Source organism: Sphingomonas sp. CFBP 13733, from assembly GCF_014841795.1.
GTDB classification, from domain to species: domain Bacteria; phylum Pseudomonadota; class Alphaproteobacteria; order Sphingomonadales; family Sphingomonadaceae; genus Sphingomonas; species Sphingomonas aerolata.
In genome coordinates this window covers 161,350-177,849 of record NZ_JACYUP010000005.1, presented here as the reverse complement: position 1 = coordinate 177,849, position 16,500 = coordinate 161,350, and the positions used below count along the sequence as shown (strand labels likewise).

The following is a 16,500-nucleotide window of genomic DNA, read 5'->3' as shown; positions in this document are numbered from 1 at the left end:
GTGTCATCGCCGACAACCTAGCCACCCCATCGCCCGTCGCCAATCCTGGAACGCACTTGCCGCTCGACACTGCACCACCTAGCTCTGTTGCTATGGCGTCTCACTCCCCTTCGAGCCACTCCGCGACCGTCGATCGTCCGCTGGTCGATCGGCATCAGCGAACGATCAAATATCTGCGGATCTCGGTCACCGACCGCTGCGATCTGCGGTGCCGCTACTGCATGTCCGAGGCGATGACCTTCCTGCCGCGCGCAAAGCTGCTGAGCCTCGACGAGATCGCGATCATCGCCGACCGGTTCATCGCGCGCGGCGTGACCAAGATCCGCCTGTCGGGCGGCGAGCCGCTCGTCCGCCGCGACGTCGGCGATCTCGTCAAGCGACTGGGTGGCAATCTCGGCCGCGGGCTCGAGGAGCTGACGATGACCACCAATGGCACGCGGCTGGCGGAGCATGCGCCGGCGATGGTCGATGCGGGCATCCGCCGCGTCAATGTCAGCATGGACAGCCGCGATCCCGAACGGTTCCGCTACATCACCCGGCACGGCGACGTCGCGCAGGTGATCGGCGGCATCATGGCGGCGCGCGATGCGGGGCTCGCGATCAAGATCAACATGGTCGCGCTCAAGGGCTTCAACGAGGACGAGATCGCACCGATGCTCGCCTGGTGCCGTGACGAGGGGTTCGACCTGTCCTTGATCGAGACGATGCCGCTCGGTGCGATCGACGAGGATCGCACCGACCGCTTCCTCCCGCTCACCGGCGTGTTCCGCGATCTCGAGACCCGGTTCCGGCTCGAGCGCGATTCGTACAAGACCGGCGGACCGGCGCGCTACTGGAATGTCGACGGCACCGGTACGCGGCTCGGGCTCATCTCGCCACTGACCGCCAATTTCTGCGAAGGCTGCAACCGCGTGCGCCTCACCACCGAGGGCAAACTGTACCTGTGCCTCGGGCATGATGATCAGGTCGACCTCAAGGGTGCGCTGCGCGACGGCGGCATCGCCGGGCTCGACGAGGCGATCGATGCTGGCCTCTACGCCAAGCCCAAGCGGCACGACTTCCGCATCGGCGAGGGCGAAGGTCCCGCGGTCGCGCGTCACATGAGCGTCACCGGCGGGTGACCGACTATGTCCGCCGGGCGCTGGTAGCCTCCGCCACCCCGCCGGCACAGGCCGCCGCCGCCCAGCTCGCCGATCTGGGCGACTGGGTGGAGCCCGAGGAGGCGGATGTCGTCATCGCGCTCGGCGGTGACGGGTTCATGCTGCAGACGCTCCATGCGATGCTGGAACGGCGCAAGCCCGCGGTCCCGGTCTTCGGAATGAATCTGGGTACCGTCGGCTTCCTGATGAACGAGTGGCGGCATCACGGCCTCGAAGACCGGCTTTTGCGCGCCAAGCCGTTCAAGGTCACGCCGCTCAGCATGACCGCGACCGGAATCGACGGACGCACCCTCACCCTCCCCGCGATCAACGAGGTCTCGCTGCTGCGCGAGACGCGCCAGACCGCCAAGCTCGAGGTGACGGTCAACGACCGCGTCGTGCTCGCCGAACTGGCCTGTGACGGCATCCTGGTCGCGACGCCCGCGGGCTCGACCGCCTACAACCTCTCCGCGCAGGGCCCGATCCTGCCGCTCGGTTCGGGCATGGTCGCGCTGACGCCGATCAGCCCGTTCCGCCCGCGGCGCTGGCGCGGTGCGATCCTGCCCGACAAGGCGCGGATCGGCATCCGCGTCCTCGACCCCGGCAAACGCCCCGTCTCCGCGGTCGCCGACCAGCGCGAGATCCGCGACGTGGCACAGGTCGACATCTGCATGGACCGTGCGCGTGAACTCACCCTGCTCTTCGATCCCGAGCATGCGCTCGACGACCGCATCACGATGGAACAGTTCGCAGCATAGCCCCGGCCCCGGCGCAATTTGTTGCAGAAATCGACAAAAACCGGGTTGCATCGTCCAACTGGCCGTTTATAGAGCCGCCTCCGGCAACGTTCCCTGATAGCTCAGCGGTAGAGCTCTCGACTGTTAATCGAGTGGCCGTAGGTTCGAATCCTACTCAGGGAGCCATTTCCTCGTTCGCGGGGGTGCCGAGACGGCCGCGGAGGCTTGCACGCCCGCGGAAATCCATACATCTGAAGTTCGCGGCGGTTCGAAGCCGACCGGGGGCATCCGGCCCCAAGCGGGGGCACTTTGGGGACACCAATTTTCCGGGCTAGGGGCATCGCGTGCTGACCGACACCAAGTGTCGAAATGCGCGGAAGGCCGAGAAGCCGCAGAAGCTTTCCGACGCGCACGGTCTGTACCTCTATGTCACACCGACCGGGTTCAAATCCTGGCGGATGAAATATCGATTCGGCAACAAGGAAAAGCGGCTGACGTTCGGCGGGTATCCGGAGGTCTCGCTGCAGGATGCCCGAGAATTGCGGAATGCCGCGCGGCTGCTGCTTCGGGCCGGGATCGACCCGGCGATCGAGCGGAAGCAACGCGAGGCCACGATCGCATCCGAATCGCTTCGCCTGTTCGAGCCGATCGCCAGAGCTTGGCACGATTCGCAGAAACCCACTTGGTCGCCGCGATATGCCGCGAAGGCGCTGGCGAGCATGGAGAAGGACGTCTTCCCATCCTTGGGCAACGTACCGATCGGCTCGATCACGGTACCGATGGTCTTGAAGGCGCTCAGAGCGGTCGAGGAACGTGCGGCGATCGAGACGGCGCATCGTTTGCGGCAACATATGTCAGAGATCTTCCTGTACGCGATCGGGGCCGGTCTGACCGACACGGATCCCGCCCACGTAGTGAAGCCAGCCTTGCTGCCCATGACGAAAGGACGGCGGCCAGCCGTGCGGCTCGTGAGCGAAGCGACTGCGGTACTGGCACGGGTCGAGGCGATGGACGCATTCCCAGCGACCAAGCTCGCATCGCGCCTGTTGGCGCTGACCGCAGCGCGTCCCGGCGTCGTCCGAATGGCAGCGCCGCAGGAATTCGAGGGGCTCGATTCGACAACGCCGCTGTGGCGAGTGCCGGCGGAAAAGATGAAGCTGACGGTCGAGCGCAAGAACGACGCGGACTTCGAGTTCGTCATTCCGTTATCGACGCAGGCGGTGGAGATCGTGCGCTCTGCGTTGTTACGATTCGGGGGCGGGCCCCTGCTCTTCCCCAGCGTCCGAAGTCCGAAGAACCCGCTAAGCGACAATACGCTGTCCAAGTTATATCGGGACGCCGGGCAGCGCGGCCGGCACGTCCCTCATGGTTGGCGAGCAACGTTCTCGACGGTGATGAACGAACTCGCGGCCGTAGACGATCGCACCGGCGATCGGGGCGTAATCGATCTGATGCTGGCTCACGTTCCGGCCGGAATGTCGGCGTCGGAAGCTGCGTACAATCGAGCAATGTATATGCCGCGACGACGCGCGATTGCGCAGGCGTGGGCGGACCTCCTGATCGTCGATCTTCAGTCAGCCCAACAACTGGCAGAGCGCACCGCGCAGTAGCAGGTGCAGCGTGATGCGCCGTTCAGACGGCGCGCCGTCCGCCACGGCTGTTCGCAACCTGATCCGTGGCGCCGGCGCGCGATTCGCGGAGAAGGTTCGCGGGCCGGATCATGGTGAGGGGCGCAAGGTCCCGCGGCGAAACAGCTACGACGTCGACGACAAGCGGGCACAGCCGTGGAAGAAGGTCGGCGATGGATCACATGCGCAAGGCGTGATCCACCGTGAGGCGCTGATCAAAACCGCTAAGGAGCAGCGCCGGACAGACTGGGAGCGCCTGCCGAACCGTCGCCTCCGCGAGATTCGCGAACAACGTACCGCGCTCGCGGCCGAACTGGCGGCGCTCGTCGCGCAGGGGCAGCCCCCGATCGGTCGACCAGCGACGATCCGGCACGAGATCGACCGGCTCGACGCGACGATCGCGCGCGCCGACGTTAGGCTCACCCGCGTCGACATCACCGTCCTCGAGGTGCTGCTCGAGCGGATCGATCACGCCACCGGAGCGCTGTTCCCGTCCTACCAGACGATCGCGGAATGGGCGGTCTGCAGCCGAAATGCGGCGGTTGCGGCGATCGCGCGCCTGAAGGCGCGCGGCTTCATTGACTGGGTTCGCCGGAGCATCCGGACAAACAATGAAGGCGAATTCGCCCCCCAGCGCGAGCAGACGTCTAACGCCTATTATTTCGACCACCGGCGCAGCATGGAGCCCCATACCTGGCAGCGGTACATGCAGATCTTGGTCGCGAAGCTTCGTCGCCTGGGGGCCGTCCCTGCCGCCTTGGTGCCCGATGCGCCGCGGGAAGTTCAATACGCGCCGCTGCGTGAAGCCCTCGCGAGCGCAGCTTCTTCGTTCGACAACGCGAGTACATGAAATGTGCTCTATCCTGCATTCAGACATGATGAATAAGGAACGTCTCCGCTGAACGCGGACCCGGCGTTAATTTGATATTCCCCCAGAGCCGAAACGGCATGCCTCAAGGACCCGACCGCCAAGACCCGGCTGTCGGAACGAGGCGGCTTGCGCCGCCCCGGGCTGTCGGTGGGGGAGTGAAACGAAAATCCGTGGCTTAATCCGGCGTCGCGCATGCGGCACCCTTCAGATCCCGACCAACAGATCCGCCCACTCTTGGAACAGCGCGCGCCGTCGCTGAAGCTGCTCGCTGCGATTGTACGCAGCCTCGACCTTGTCCTTTGGCGAATGAGCGAGCGCGCGATCGATCACGTCGCGGTCTGCCCCCTGCCCTCTCTCATTCATCACGGTCGAAAACGTCGCGCGCCAGCCGTGCGGAACATGGCGGCCCGCGAAACCGGCACGCTCATAGAGCGCGCCGATCGCCTTCTCCCCGATCGGGGCGCCGTGCGCCCGCTCGAAGATCAGACCATGCGTATTTGCATCGTCACGATGCATAATCTCGCGGACCTGATGCATAAGCGCGACCGCCTGGCGCGACAGCGGCACCAGGTGATCGTTCTTGGCATCGAGCTTCTTCGCCGCGGCAAGTTTCATGCGCGCGGCCGGCACGCGCCACACCGGCGCCGGCCCATCGAGGTCCTCGAGCTCTTCCCAGCGCGCGCCGCGCGCCGCGGCATATCGGACCGCGGTCAGCGCTAGGAACCGCGACGCAAATTTCACGACCGCCGCGACGTCGACCAGCTCGGCCGCGGCGAGTAGCGCGCGAGCATCCTCGATCTCGAGGAGCGCTGGATGATGCTGCGCCGGCGCCGGCGGGGTCAGCGCCCGGCTGACGATCGCGGCCGGATCCTGGTCGACCAGGTCCTCGGCCATTGCATAGGCAAATACCGCCGAGATCCGCTGGCGCACGCGTCGCGCCGTCTCGAGACTGCCGCGCTCCTCGATGCCGCGCAGCGCGTTGAGAATGACCGGAACGGTTACCGCGCCGATCGGCATCGCGCCGATCGCCGGGAATACGTCGCGCTCGAGGCTGGCAAGGACGTCGGCCGCGTGAACGTCCGTCCAGCGCCGGCGCTTGTGCGCATGCCATTGGCGCGCGACGTGCTCGAAAGCACGAGCCCGGCCTGCCGGGGCGGCATCACTAGTGCGCGGGTCCACGCCGCGGCCGAGCTGCTCGCGCGCCTGGTTGCAACGAGCCCGAGCTGCATCCAGCGACACTTCGGGAACGGCACCGATCGTCAGCAGCTGCTCTTTGCCGCCGAGACGAAACTTCATCCGGAAAGACTTCCGTCCTGTTGGCGCAACGTAAAGGTGCAGGCCGCCCTGGTCGAATAGCTTGTAGGCGGCCGCGCGCGGCCGTGCGGCTTTCACCGCGGCGTTAGTGAGCATAAGCACCTTTCAAACATGGTTTAAGCAGATCGCGAATTTGGCTGGATTCACCTTGAGAAGTTGGCCAACATCAGTTGATGGACCTCGCCGAAAAACACACAGATGCGCTCGCAAAAGGCGTCGGCGTCTTGATGACTGCAGGTGGCGCCGCGACTGGGTTCGCTCTTCACGAAACTAGCAGCTGGACGCTCGCGCCAAGCCTTTACGTCGCGGCTACGGCTACAATTTTGTGGTGCTTGAGCTTTGCAAGCGGCATCTTCCGATCGGATGCGATCGAGAACACCTTGCGAGCAAATTTAACACTCAACCTTGCGATGCGGAACAAGGATCCCGAGGCCACTCAGATTGAGCACGCGGATCAGTTTTTCGAGATGTCCCGCAGGCAGGTGAAGTGGCGAAGGGCTCAACTTTGGCTGCTTCTCGCCGGTGCACCCATTTATTTGGTGGGCAACACAATGCATTTACGAGAAAAGCAGCTGGCCTCTCATAAGGCAAATTCGCCTAATTCGTCGCCAGCCAATATGCCAATCCAGCCGCACAATTTGGCCGGCAAATAGCAGTCAGGCCGCACGGAGCGGCGGAGGTGCCCTCCGCCGCGGCCACGGTTTTCTGCGGCTTTGCGGATGTAAGATACCCCACTTCAGGTATAGAAATACCCCACCTTGGGTAAAGATATACCCACGGTCCGCCACCCTATTGGCCGGGCTTTTGATTCCAGTTAATAAACGGTTTGATATGCCTGCAAGCTACTATGCTTTGATCGGCATACTATAACTATAAGCACGGGGTTGGGATGCGGGTCGTTATTTACACAAGCAGAGCTAAACGCAGTTTTTCAACCTCGGAGTTTTCCGACCTTCGTGACGTTGCCGCTTCTAAAAATCACTCGCTAAACATTACTGGCCTGCTACTGTTTGACGGCAATCGCTTTATACAAGCTTTAGAAGGAGACGCTGCAGCGGTGCAGGTTGTTATGGACCGAATCGAGAAAGATCCACGTCACGATAGCATTACCTATTTTGACACTATTGAAACCAACTATCGACAGTTCAATTGGTGGGCAACCGAATACCAAAACGTAAGTGACTCTCTTAACGGAAAAGAGTTTCTTGAACGCGTAAAGAAACACGTTGCTGACGTTAAATCTGACTCAATTAAAGCAGCCTTTATCGGATTTGCAGCCCTGTCACTGCGTCGACGTTTACAAGCCTGAGAATTCTCAGTGAATCCCTCCCCCGCGGCCACGGGTTTTCAGTACTTTCCGGCCCCATGTACCCCGCTTTTATACAGGCGATACCCCGCCCTTTTGTGCTGCCGCCCGGCTCATTAGAGCCGGGCGCATCCGTTACTTGACGGGCTTGCCGATGGGCCAATAGCGCATTGAAATCACCTCCTTCCTAGTTGAGTTTTGGATCAGGCATCCGCGCGACGCCGATTAGGCGGGCCTGCTGCGGATAATCAGCTCGGTGACCTTGGCGCCGGCACCGGTCGCCTCCGTGCTGATCGTCCAGGCCGTCTCGACTTCCTGGATCTCGAAAGCAGAGAAGGTCTCGCGGATGAACGGCGTGTCGTTGATCGACATGATGAATCCCGGCGCCCCCGCCAGTACAATTGTCAGTGAGGGGCGCCGTCGCGCTGTAAGCCAGCGTTTTACTGCGTCATGGTCGGCCATGCGCTGTCGAACGACATGGATCCGTTGAACGTGTTTGGTCGGTAGGCGACGCCAAGAATTGCGCCGGTTCCTGACGTCGGAGTGGCGTGAGTCACAGTGTACTTGGCCCACTCGGTCGTGAGGGTAACAGAAGCCTTGCTCGTGTTAGCGTGCTTTTCGGTCATCACGGTAAGCTCGACAAGCTCCCCGCCGACCTTGCCCCGAAGCCAGATCGACGCCGTGATGGGGCTCGCACTCACAAAGACAGTCGATCCGCATTCAACACTACCATAGCCGCCGGTGGCGCCAGTGTTCGTGAACGTCTGAGTGCTGGCGTCCTTCGTTACACCGTCAGGCCCCACAACTGCATTGCGCTGGCTCGACACCGAGGTAGCTGGCGAGAACGTGAAGCTGGTGTTCGACCAACCCTGTGGATTTCCACCCCGCGCAGTTTGAACCGCCTGACCGGTGTCATCAGAAAGAAGGATACCCGGCCCCGGCTTGACGTTCGCGCTGGCGACAGACGGAATGCCTGACTTTTCTACGCCCTGCGGCCCCTGTCCGATACCGTTCACTGCCGTCGCAGTGTAATAATACGGCGTGCCGTTCGTCAGGCCCGTATCGGTGTATGGGAACGTGACCCCAGTTACGAATGGCGTGGCCCCCTGTCCGCCGGAATTGGTCGAGCGATACAGGTTGTAGCTGGTGATAGCCGAGCCATTGTTTGCAGGCGGCGACGGCATGGCGATGATGTTCTGTGCATTGCCCGGGGTAACCGAGATGGCAGGAGCGCCAGGTACTGCGGACGTCGCGCCCACGGTCGTGACTGACGTCTCAGGCCCCGTTGCAGAAAGACCACCTGCGCTGAGAGCGAACACCTGATAAAAATAGGTGGTGCCCGCAACGACGTCGATATCGACAAACGTCGTTTCGCCGGCCGCAGCAGCGCCGACGACCAGTGTGGCCGACCCCGCAACCGTCCCGCGTTTGATGAGGTAGCCGCCGAGCCCGCCCGCATCGGGTGCCGCTGGTGCGGTCCACGTCAAGGTGTTGGCGTTGCTCGCCGACGATGCATTAAACCCCGTGACAGCAGACGGCGCGGACACGGTGCCAGTAGCCGGGATACCCTTTGGCGCGGTATAGTTGACCGATACGATATCGCCTGACGCGAGCGTCAGGAACGACACGAGACCGGATGGACCGTCGATCAGGGATATCGACTTGGTGGTGTCCGCGTTGTTGTACAGCAGTACGCCGGTCGTGCCGTCGCGGTTCGCGAACGCGACGTTCTGCACTTCAAGGCTGGCTTCACCCACGCCGAGCGTCGTGCTGTAGCAGCGTCGCGCGCCGGGCTTCATGACCTTCAACAGATGCACAAGCGCCATGTATTCGGGCCGTTTGACCATCGTGCCGTTGCCGTCTGTCGAGATCGTCGCGCAGGGTGCAACCTGAGCATAGGACGGTGCGAACGGCTGATAACGGCCACCAGACAGCGGACGAAGAAACAGGTTCCAGAAAGTGACTGAGTTCTGGCCTGCGCGGATGCCGCCGATGATGGCATTCGCAAGGTGCTGCTGCAGGGACACCTTGTTCGAAAGATTGCCGACCAAGCACATTTCGGTGAAGTGAGTTTCCTTGCGGCTGCGAGTCCACGTCCGAAGCTGCTCAAACTCATTCTTGCCGGTCGTGCTGTACCCATGAACAGCGGCGCCATCGGCCAGATCGCCGGCCAATGGTTCAGCGAAGACATCACGGACCAGATGGCCGCCGCTGGCACCGGTGTAGCCCGAAAGGTTATGCCAGTTGTGATCGCCGACGAGAACGCGGACATGCCCGAAGCCCGCCGCCATCAAGGCCGGCTTGAGGATGTTGACGAATGCGGCCATCTGCGCACCGGTCCAGACGCAACCGGGGTAGCTCGGCGGGCCGTAGCCTGCCTCGTTCTGCGTCGTAACAGCCCAGATGGGGATGCCAAGCTCGGCATATGCTTTAAGGAACTTGACGAAGTAATTGGCATAAGCCGTGTAGTTCGTCGTGTTGCCGATAAACATACTCGTCACGCCATCTGGCCGTCCAAGCAACGAGTTGGTCGACTTCATGACTGCTGGCGGCGTCCAAGGCGAAGCAATGAATTTCAAATTGGGGTTGATCGCCAGCGCCTCGCGAAGCGTCGGGATGATGAACTCGCGATCCTTCTGGATCGTGAACGTCGGCATCGTGACGTCGGCGCCGTCCCAGTCGTCGCAATAGGTGTAGTAGCCAAGCGGGCCGCGGTGCGTGAAGTCCGACGCGCCGATACAGATCCGGCAAGTCGAGAAGCCATCTTTGCCAAACGCCTCAGTCAGATTTGCCTTGCGCTGAGCCGGGGTGCAATTCGTCTGAAGGACATAGCACGAGCTCTCCGTGAGCGATGCGCCCGCGCCGAACATCTGCTGATAGGTCTCGGTTCCGTCGACATAGATGGTCGCGCCAGGCAGGCCTGTGAGCGGAGCGAAAGCCGTCATCGTAGTATCGATGATGGGCGGCGATAGGCTCAACGAGGTCCGCTGCCCAGATGGAGCGTCCCCCGTCAAGCCGCGACCGGGGAGGATCTGGTTCAGCGTTTCGATCGCGTCAGCTGCGAGGGTCGAAGTGTCAAAAGAGCGCTTAATCGTCATATCGAATTACCTTTTATGCGCGAGCGAACATGCCGTTGGTGAAGAATGGATCGGTGAAGAAGGCCCCAGACGTCGGCGTCGGCGTCGGCGTTGGGATGACGATGACGCCACCACCGTTGATGACGACGGCTGCCGCCAAGCTGGTGAGACGGCGACTGCCACCAGGGCGGCCAAAACGTGGATTACGAGCCATGGAGAGGTCCTTCGGGCATGAGTCAGGGGACGCCGATCGCGCGATGGCGCCGCGTCGTGATGGTCTTGGTCGGGAGGAGGAGAAGCCGGGTGAGCTTGCGCTCACCCGGTCCGGATCAGCTCGCGGGCTTGTCCTTGGGGGCCAGCTTCTTGGCAGCCACCTTGGTGGCCGCGGCGATCGCCATCGGCACCAGGATCTCGCGCGCGAGCATCTTCAGTAGTTCCTTCATCGTCTTCCTCCTTGGTGAAGTCAGAGGCCGGTGAGGCAGAGGGCGCGCTCGCGTTTGCGACGCGAGACCAGGCCCGCGAGCACGCGGCCGCCAGCCTTGTTCCACATCAGAAAGGCATCGCAGCCAGCGGCCCATTGGCCTGCGTTGAAGCGGCGCGCAGCAGTCGATCGACAAAAGCCGGCCGCGCCGATGTTATACGCCAGGCTCACCGAGGCCGCGGCCTGGTTGGGGCGGCCGTACAGCGCCGGCACGCACGCCACGACGGCCGTCGCATGTGCGATCAGCTCCTCCTCGAGCTTCGCCGTGCACTGCGCCTCGGTGTAGACCTGCCCCATCCGGACGCCGCGCGTGATGCCATCGCACGCGGTCGGCACCTTCACCGCGTCGAGATACGCGCGGAGAAACTGCGGACCGGAGACGTGGCGGATCGTCGCGGCGCCGTCGGGCGCGATCGTCACCGCAACCTTACGGCCGCTCTCGTCGGCCGGGATGGAGGTGAACAGCGCAGCTGCGCCGATCGCGGTGCCAAGGACACCCGCAAGCGTCTTCACGGCCAGACGTTTGACGTCAGACATCGGTTTTCTCCTGGTCAATAGAAGCGGCCGCGGCCGCGTAGATCTCGGCGATCGCCGCGATCGCGGCGACCATCGGCAGGTCCGACACGTCGTCGGGACTATTCGAGGTCACGGCGCCGGCGCCGGAGAACGGTCTGAACCGTGTCGGTTTCGAAGATCCGGATCAGCGTCCAGACGATCGTCAGCAGCGCGGCGATGTGCGGGAGCAGCTGCGCAAGCGTGCCGACCGCGATGCCAGCCGACACGACGTCGAACGACAGCTTCGCAGCGCCGGGAACATGGTCCAGCGTCATGGTAATGTCCGATCATGAGATGGCGCGGCTAGCGCCGAGGGTCAGGCCCGAGGATCAAGCCGACTAGGTGTTCGCAAAGGCGTTCAGGGTTTGGGCGCGGATCCGAGAAAAGCGCTTTCGACATTACGCTGGCAATGGCCGGGCTTCTCGCCAAGCAGCACAAACAGTAAGTCGATGACTGGGGCGGTCAGATTGGCCCACCATGCGCCTCGCATCTGCGCGCGGCCAACATAGCTGCTGATTGTCTCGTCTGCCGAAGGGCAGGCGTCGGTGATGTGTAAAATATAGAACAGGCCGACTATCACGACCTGGGCAAGCTGATCGACCGATACGAGCAGCTGCTGCGCTACATCACGCAACCGCCGCATTACAGACCTGCGATCCGGTCGGCAGTGGCCTTGGACACGTAACCCTTCTCGACGAGATAGCCGACACCTTCCTGCGTGCGTGGATCTCTTGGATCGATGCTACCGGACGCAGACTGCGCGCGATCGTAGATCAGCTTGGCCATCGGGTCAGACATCGTCGCCGTGACGATTGCCACCTGCTCACCGAGCGGAAACAGGTCGACCCATTGATTGAAGGTGTAGAATATGAGGGCAGGCGTAGCCGCGGTACTTGGTACCAACCTGCCATCAGCAACGATCCAATCGCGAGGATCAATCGCGGTGTCATACTCTATGTATGCATAACCGGACTCCGGATCGGGAATGATATCAGCAGAAAACATGCCGATCACTCGACCAGTTTCGATCTCATAAATAGCCAAATGCTTCATAGCGCGGTCCAGTAGACAGAGAGGGCCGGGTCCCGGATGATTGACCAAGTCCGCTCGGTAGCCCTGACAGCGACCCTCCAGCGTATAGTCAGCTCACCGAACGTATTCAGAACCCGGATTGTGTAATTATCCAATCGGCCTGTGCTGCCAAAGCCGCTTTCCGGCAGTGGAATCGTAGCCAAGATCCCGTTGTCCGCGGCGTTCAAGATTTCAAGCGTTGGCTGGGTGTCGCGTGTCCCGTTCGTTTGCCCGCCGATAAAGCCCGAGAAGGCGATGTATATTGATCCACCCGACCGAATGAACATGTCCGCGCCGAGGTTAGGGATGTATTGCTTACTCGCCTGTCCTGCGCCGCCGTACGAACCCGCTACCGAACTGGCAGTCGTGGCGGTCATGGTCGACCGATCGAGCGCGCGGATCGTCACCGTGCCGTTGAAGATTGCGTTGCCGTCGACGAACAGATTGGCACCGATATAGAAGACACCCGGGGACCCGTCCGACTTCGACAGGCTGATCCGGGTGCTGCCGTCAGGCGTCGTGCCGGTGACCGACCAGAAGACACTGGTGCGGCCATCGATGCCGGCGATGGCGCCGGTTTGTTCTGCGATGGTCGCGGCGCTGCCGTTGTATTCGGCCCGCAGCTCCGCGAGCGTCTGGGCTACAGCGCCTGCCTTCGCGTCAGCAATCGCAGTCGCCCGGTCTTCGATCCGCGCATTGACGGTTCGCTGGAGGCCGCTGTCCGCACCGAAATTGACTTGCGCTTCTAGTGCAGCGGTACGCGCCGCGGCCGCGTATCGGTTTGGCAAATCGGCCACGACGCTGGCAATGTCCGAGATCCGTGCGCTCGTGGCGCCCGTCACAGCGCGATCGTTACCCGAGCTATATGGCACCCAGGTTTTGGTCCCGGGCTTTACCTCGGTGACAAACGGCCGCGAAAACCATGCATAGCCGTCATTCTCGACATCGTAAGATCGGAGCGCGATCGTGGCACGAACAGCGCCAAGGGGCACGACGATCTCTTTGACGCCGGTCTGGTCCCATGCATTAAGATCTTGACCCCCTGCATTGATCCGTGCGGCGGAGTTCTCGCCGGCGTAGCCGATGTAACCATTATCGTTGAAGAAGAAGACGGAAACCCAGGCGCGGCAACGGTGACATGCAGTCATCGCGTACAGTTGGATGGTTGATCCTGCCCGCACGGCGAACGGACTACTTTGAACTTCGCTAAAAAGGCCAGGTCCCGCAGGTCCCCGATACAGCGTCAAATTGTTTTCGACACCGCCAATCATCCATGTCGAACCAGCGCCATTGAGCACCAAGCTCGATAGCGCGCCTGGGTTTGCAGTCAGGCTCCATCCATCGAGCGTACTTAGGCTGCTGTTCGGTACGAGATTGCCACCGGACGGACTAGCTTGCGCCTCAAGCGAGCTCGCGCGACTGGCATAGCTGTCCTGGGCATCCGACAGTGCCGTGATACGCTCATTGTAGCCGCCAAACGTGCGTTCGACGCCTTCGAAGGTTGCCGTGACACTTCGCGACAGATCAGCCACAGAGCGGTTGGCATCAGCGGCTGAAGTCGCTGCCTGACTGATCTTTGCAGCCGATGAGATCTGGACGGCGTCACCGCTGCCCGGCGTGTAAGGAAGCAGGGCCGCATCTGCGCTGCCGACCTTCGCGCCTTGCGGCCTCAAAAACCATGCGTAGCTGTTTCCGCCGGCTCGAGTACCTTGTTTGATAAGGTAGATGCGCGCTCGCGCTGCCCCGGCGGGTGCCGGCTCGTTGAAAAACATTCGGTGGTAGTCGGTCAGGAGCCCGTTCCCCGGGTTCCCCTCTGCCGCATCGATCGACCGGGTGCCGATGAACTCGCCGGAACTGCTCAGCCAGTCCAGGTACAGTGTGGTGACGCACCTATGTGATCCAGCGTATACTGAGAACTGGTAGATCTGCCCCGGCTCGATACCGGCTATAGTCTGCTGCCAGAAGCCTGCACGATCGGTGGATGCGTTCTCTTGACCGATCACCAGGGCGTTCATGCCAACCGGCCACCATTGCAGGCTGGTAACGTCGTTCAGACCGCCTATTGATCCAGCTTCGCTGTTAAACGTCCAACCATCTTTTGAGATGAAGTCGGTGTTGGAGAGCAGGTTCCCACCTGCGGAAAACGACGCCTTCACTTCGTCGATGCGTCGACCGGTCGCGCTGTCCCGATCGATGGCGGTTGTATCGACGCGGCTGATTTCTGCTCGGACTTCCGTATCGTCGTACGACCCGCCGGCGACGATACGATCGACCTTTTCACCAAGCGCCTTGTCGGCTTCAGCGAGCAGCGCGACCTTTTCATCAACGCGTACATTAGTTGCGACGTCGCGATCACTGAAGTCGGTGGCGATCGTTTCGATCTGCCGCACAATCGCCGCATCATCTTCTGCCAATGCAGCAGTAGCCTGATCGATTTTGGTATTTGCAGCATCCACCGCCGCGTCAGCTTCACGGCGCGCGGCATCTATGGCGATATTGGCGTCGGCAACGGCCTTGTTGACCGCAGGTATCGTCACTGTCTCAAGCTCGTCGAGCGACTTCAGCAGATCACCCGCCGGCTTACCACCGACCGCGTTCGTATCCTTCGACGTGTTTTCGCCGGTGACGTCGGCATTGTCCGCCGGCTTCGTGCCGGTCGGATCAGAGACGGCATCCCATTGCGCCGTCGTCGCGGCCTCGTCGATCGCCAGGATCAGCGGATTGTTGCGGCTGTCATAGACGATCGGATCTGCTGCCTGGACCGGCAGCGCGTCGCTTGCATCCCACTGGTAAAAGTCCGGCGTCTCGAAGGTCAGCACCATGTTGCAGGTGCCGCCTTGGCCGAGCTCCTGCTCCTTCACCCGGAATAGCGTGCGCGTGAAACCGAGCGGCGCGAAAGTGAAGGGCAGCACATCGCCGACATTGTACTTCCACGCCCGGATGTCGAAGGCCGCACTGAACTGACGGGAATACTGGCGGCGCTGCAGCACCTGCTTGGCAACCCGCTGCGCATGGCTCGGGCTTTCGACAACGCCCAGGTCGAGGGAAAGATATCGATCCTGCCCGTCCGGGCTCGGCATGCTGACCTCAGGATAGTCGACCAGCTGATAGAGGGATGCCGTCGTCGGATCGACGTACTTGCCCCGGACGATGTTCGGCGTTGCCTCGAGCGATGGATCGGGATCCCAATTGAATGCGCCGACGACGTCGTCATCGTTCAGGCCGTCATCGATCGCGGCCGAGGCCAGGTCGTTGTGCGACACAACCAGGGCGAGCTTGCCAGCGGTATCGCGAAAGCGTGCGCAGCAGCCGGCGCACATCATGTCGAGGACGGTCTTCTGATCGTCGCCTTCCGAGATTACACCGGCGCCGTGGTAGCGCGGCTCGTTGCCACCGGCCGAGCGGTTGACGCGCTCGTCCGCGAGGTTTGCGGCGATCTGGAACGATGGAAGGCTGATGCGACGTGCCGGAACACCGGAGCCCGTCGCCAACTTCATCACGCCCGTAACCGGGTTGCGGATCCGCCACCCAAGAACGACGCGCAGGATCTGCAGCGGAAGGTTCTCACCGATCACGACGCCATCGTCAGCCGTATAGCGCCAGGTCGACTGGTCGCTGGCGCGCATCGGTCCGGTTCCACCCGGCACCGTGCTGTCACGACGGGGGTCGTACAGCTTTGCGCCGCGGCCGATCACGGTGATGCGGCTCGGTATCCCGCTCGAGAACGGGCTCTGCGCCTTCTTGCTATTGCCGGTGACCTTGAACCGGAAGCGCGCATAAGCGCAGCCGGTCATGCGCGCGGTGTTCGCGTTCCACTTGCCGCTGGCAAAGGTGAAGGCGTTCTGCGGCGTGCCTTCCAGGACCAGATTCGGAATCGAGAAATAGCCGACATATTTGCCGACCACCCCGGTCCTCGCCGACCAGGCCATCTGCGTATCGAACCAGATCTCCTCGACACCGTCGATCGCGTGGCTGGCGAAGGCGATGATCCAGTCGCAGATCTCCTGATCCTTGCCCGACCATTCTTCATACCGGATATCAACAGCCCCGGCAGTCTGGCCGAACCACGTCTTGCGATACGCGCGCGGGTCCACGCTCGCAGTCAGGCGCTCGGTTTGCGAGGCGGTGACCTTGGGCGTCTTTGCTAGAAGGGTCGACGCGACGCTAAGGCCACCCGACACCAGGAACAGCGTGCTGGCCGAAATGCCACCAACAGTCAGCGTGCCCGCGAAGCCACCAAGGGCGACTGCGCCGACCCCGGTTGCGATGAGTGCCACCGCGCCGATCGCCAGCGCTGCGAATCCGATTGCCTTTGCCATCG

Annotated in this window: 15 protein-coding genes and 1 tRNA gene; 7 read left to right on the top strand and 9 right to left on the bottom strand. The window is 62.2% G+C overall.

The features are described 5' to 3' along the window. Nucleotides 1-92 precede the first annotated feature (92 nt). The 5 genes from moaA (at nucleotide 93) to IFT71_RS16905 (ending at nucleotide 4,354) form a co-directional block, all read left to right on the top strand. Nucleotides 93-1,121 (top strand): GTP 3',8-cyclase MoaA, encoded by a 1,029-nt coding sequence (gene moaA / locus IFT71_RS16925; RefSeq protein ID WP_192142382.1) that lies wholly within the window; start codon nucleotides 93-95, stop codon nucleotides 1,119-1,121. After that, nucleotides 1,118-1,897 (top strand): NAD kinase, encoded by a 780-nt coding sequence (locus tag IFT71_RS16920; RefSeq protein WP_192099059.1) that lies wholly within the window; start codon nucleotides 1,118-1,120, stop codon nucleotides 1,895-1,897. Before moaA ends, IFT71_RS16920 begins: the two co-directional genes overlap by 4 nt. A gap of 90 nt (nucleotides 1,898-1,987) precedes the next feature. Then, nucleotides 1,988-2,062 (top strand) — tRNA-Asn (locus IFT71_RS16915). A 158-nt stretch (nucleotides 2,063-2,220) separates the two neighbouring features. Continuing rightward, nucleotides 2,221-3,486, top strand: coding sequence for a phage integrase central domain-containing protein (locus IFT71_RS16910; protein WP_192142380.1), 1,266 nt, complete (start codon nucleotides 2,221-2,223; stop codon nucleotides 3,484-3,486). Between the two features lie 13 nt (nucleotides 3,487-3,499). Continuing rightward, nucleotides 3,500-4,354 (top strand): helix-turn-helix domain-containing protein, encoded by an 855-nt coding sequence (locus tag IFT71_RS16905; RefSeq protein ID WP_192142378.1) that lies wholly within the window; start codon nucleotides 3,500-3,502, stop codon nucleotides 4,352-4,354. 225 nt (nucleotides 4,355-4,579) lie between these two features. On the opposite strand, the gene IFT71_RS16900 is transcribed toward IFT71_RS16905, so the two are convergent. Then, a complete protein-coding gene (locus IFT71_RS16900) occupies nucleotides 4,580-5,785 on the bottom strand; it encodes a tyrosine-type recombinase/integrase (RefSeq protein ID WP_192142375.1) in 1,206 nt (401 codons plus the stop codon). Nucleotides 5,786-5,862: 77 nt separating this feature from the next. On the opposite strand from IFT71_RS16900, the gene IFT71_RS16895 reads away from it, so the two are divergent. Then, nucleotides 5,863-6,342: a hypothetical protein gene (locus IFT71_RS16895; protein ID WP_192142373.1), complete on the top strand. Its 480-nt coding sequence runs from the start codon at nucleotides 5,863-5,865 to the stop codon at nucleotides 6,340-6,342. Between the two features lie 236 nt (nucleotides 6,343-6,578). Then, a complete protein-coding gene (locus tag IFT71_RS16890) occupies nucleotides 6,579-6,998 on the top strand; it encodes a BLUF domain-containing protein (RefSeq protein ID WP_192142371.1) in 420 nt (139 codons plus the stop codon). Between the two features lie 222 nt (nucleotides 6,999-7,220). Here the strand turns inward: IFT71_RS16890 and IFT71_RS16885 are convergent, their stop codons facing one another. The 8 genes from IFT71_RS16885 to IFT71_RS16855 all read right to left on the bottom strand — a co-directional run bounded on the left by IFT71_RS16885 (nucleotide 7,221) and on the right by IFT71_RS16855 (nucleotide 16,498). Continuing rightward, nucleotides 7,221-7,367: a hypothetical protein gene (locus IFT71_RS16885; protein WP_192142369.1), complete on the bottom strand. Its 147-nt coding sequence runs from the start codon at nucleotides 7,365-7,367 to the stop codon at nucleotides 7,221-7,223. Nucleotides 7,368-7,435: 68 nt separating this feature from the next. Further along, nucleotides 7,436-10,093, bottom strand: a complete 2,658-nt coding sequence (locus IFT71_RS16880; RefSeq protein WP_192142367.1) for a glycoside hydrolase family 30 beta sandwich domain-containing protein — start codon at nucleotides 10,091-10,093, stop codon at nucleotides 7,436-7,438. Nucleotides 10,094-10,106: 13 nt separating this feature from the next. Next, nucleotides 10,107-10,286: a hypothetical protein gene (locus tag IFT71_RS21220; RefSeq protein WP_206757456.1), complete on the bottom strand. Its 180-nt coding sequence runs from the start codon at nucleotides 10,284-10,286 to the stop codon at nucleotides 10,107-10,109. A 249-nt stretch (nucleotides 10,287-10,535) separates the two neighbouring features. Then, nucleotides 10,536-11,090: a lysozyme gene (locus IFT71_RS16875; protein ID WP_192142365.1), complete on the bottom strand. Its 555-nt coding sequence runs from the start codon at nucleotides 11,088-11,090 to the stop codon at nucleotides 10,536-10,538. A 98-nt stretch (nucleotides 11,091-11,188) separates the two neighbouring features. Continuing rightward, nucleotides 11,189-11,383 (bottom strand): hypothetical protein, encoded by a 195-nt coding sequence (locus tag IFT71_RS16870; RefSeq protein WP_192142363.1) that lies wholly within the window; start codon nucleotides 11,381-11,383, stop codon nucleotides 11,189-11,191. 83 nt (nucleotides 11,384-11,466) lie between these two features. After that, nucleotides 11,467-11,751, bottom strand: coding sequence for a hypothetical protein (locus tag IFT71_RS16865; RefSeq protein ID WP_192142361.1), 285 nt, complete (start codon nucleotides 11,749-11,751; stop codon nucleotides 11,467-11,469). Beyond that, nucleotides 11,751-12,161 carry a hypothetical protein gene (locus IFT71_RS16860; protein WP_192142359.1) on the bottom strand — a complete coding sequence of 137 codons (411 nt, stop codon included), beginning with the start codon at nucleotides 12,159-12,161 and terminating at the stop codon, nucleotides 11,751-11,753. The genes IFT71_RS16865 and IFT71_RS16860 overlap by 1 nt, the downstream gene beginning before the upstream one ends. Beyond that, entirely contained in the window at nucleotides 12,158-16,498 is a 4,341-nt protein-coding gene (locus IFT71_RS16855) for a hypothetical protein (RefSeq protein ID WP_192142357.1), read from the bottom strand. The genes IFT71_RS16860 and IFT71_RS16855 overlap by 4 nt, the downstream gene beginning before the upstream one ends. Nucleotides 16,499-16,500: the final 2 nt, after the last annotated feature.

Bases quoted from the DNA above. Each gene is read 5' to 3' on its own strand.
- moaA (WP_192142382.1), top strand. From the start codon at position 93: ATGGCGTCTCACTCCCCTTCGAGCCACTCCGCGACCGTCGATCGTCCG.
- IFT71_RS16905 (WP_192142378.1), top strand. From the start codon at position 3,500: ATGCGCCGTTCAGACGGCGCGCCGTCCGCCACGGCTGTTCGCAACCTG.
- IFT71_RS16900 (WP_192142375.1), bottom strand. From the start codon at position 5,785: ATGCTCACTAACGCCGCGGTGAAAGCCGCACGGCCGCGCGCGGCCGCC.
- IFT71_RS16895 (WP_192142373.1), top strand. From the start codon at position 5,863: ATGGACCTCGCCGAAAAACACACAGATGCGCTCGCAAAAGGCGTCGGC.
- IFT71_RS16890 (WP_192142371.1), top strand. From the start codon at position 6,579: ATGCGGGTCGTTATTTACACAAGCAGAGCTAAACGCAGTTTTTCAACC.
- IFT71_RS16885 (WP_192142369.1), bottom strand. From the start codon at position 7,367: ATGTCGATCAACGACACGCCGTTCATCCGCGAGACCTTCTCTGCTTTC.
- IFT71_RS16880 (WP_192142367.1), bottom strand. From the start codon at position 10,093: ATGACGATTAAGCGCTCTTTTGACACTTCGACCCTCGCAGCTGACGCG.
- IFT71_RS21220 (WP_206757456.1), bottom strand. From the start codon at position 10,286: ATGGCTCGTAATCCACGTTTTGGCCGCCCTGGTGGCAGTCGCCGTCTC.
- IFT71_RS16875 (WP_192142365.1), bottom strand. From the start codon at position 11,090: ATGTCTGACGTCAAACGTCTGGCCGTGAAGACGCTTGCGGGTGTCCTT.
- IFT71_RS16870 (WP_192142363.1), bottom strand. From the start codon at position 11,383: ATGACGCTGGACCATGTTCCCGGCGCTGCGAAGCTGTCGTTCGACGTC.
- IFT71_RS16865 (WP_192142361.1), bottom strand. From the start codon at position 11,751: ATGCGGCGGTTGCGTGATGTAGCGCAGCAGCTGCTCGTATCGGTCGAT.
- IFT71_RS16860 (WP_192142359.1), bottom strand. From the start codon at position 12,161: ATGAAGCATTTGGCTATTTATGAGATCGAAACTGGTCGAGTGATCGGC.
- IFT71_RS16855 (WP_192142357.1), bottom strand. From the start codon at position 16,498: ATGGCAAAGGCAATCGGATTCGCAGCGCTGGCGATCGGCGCGGTGGCA.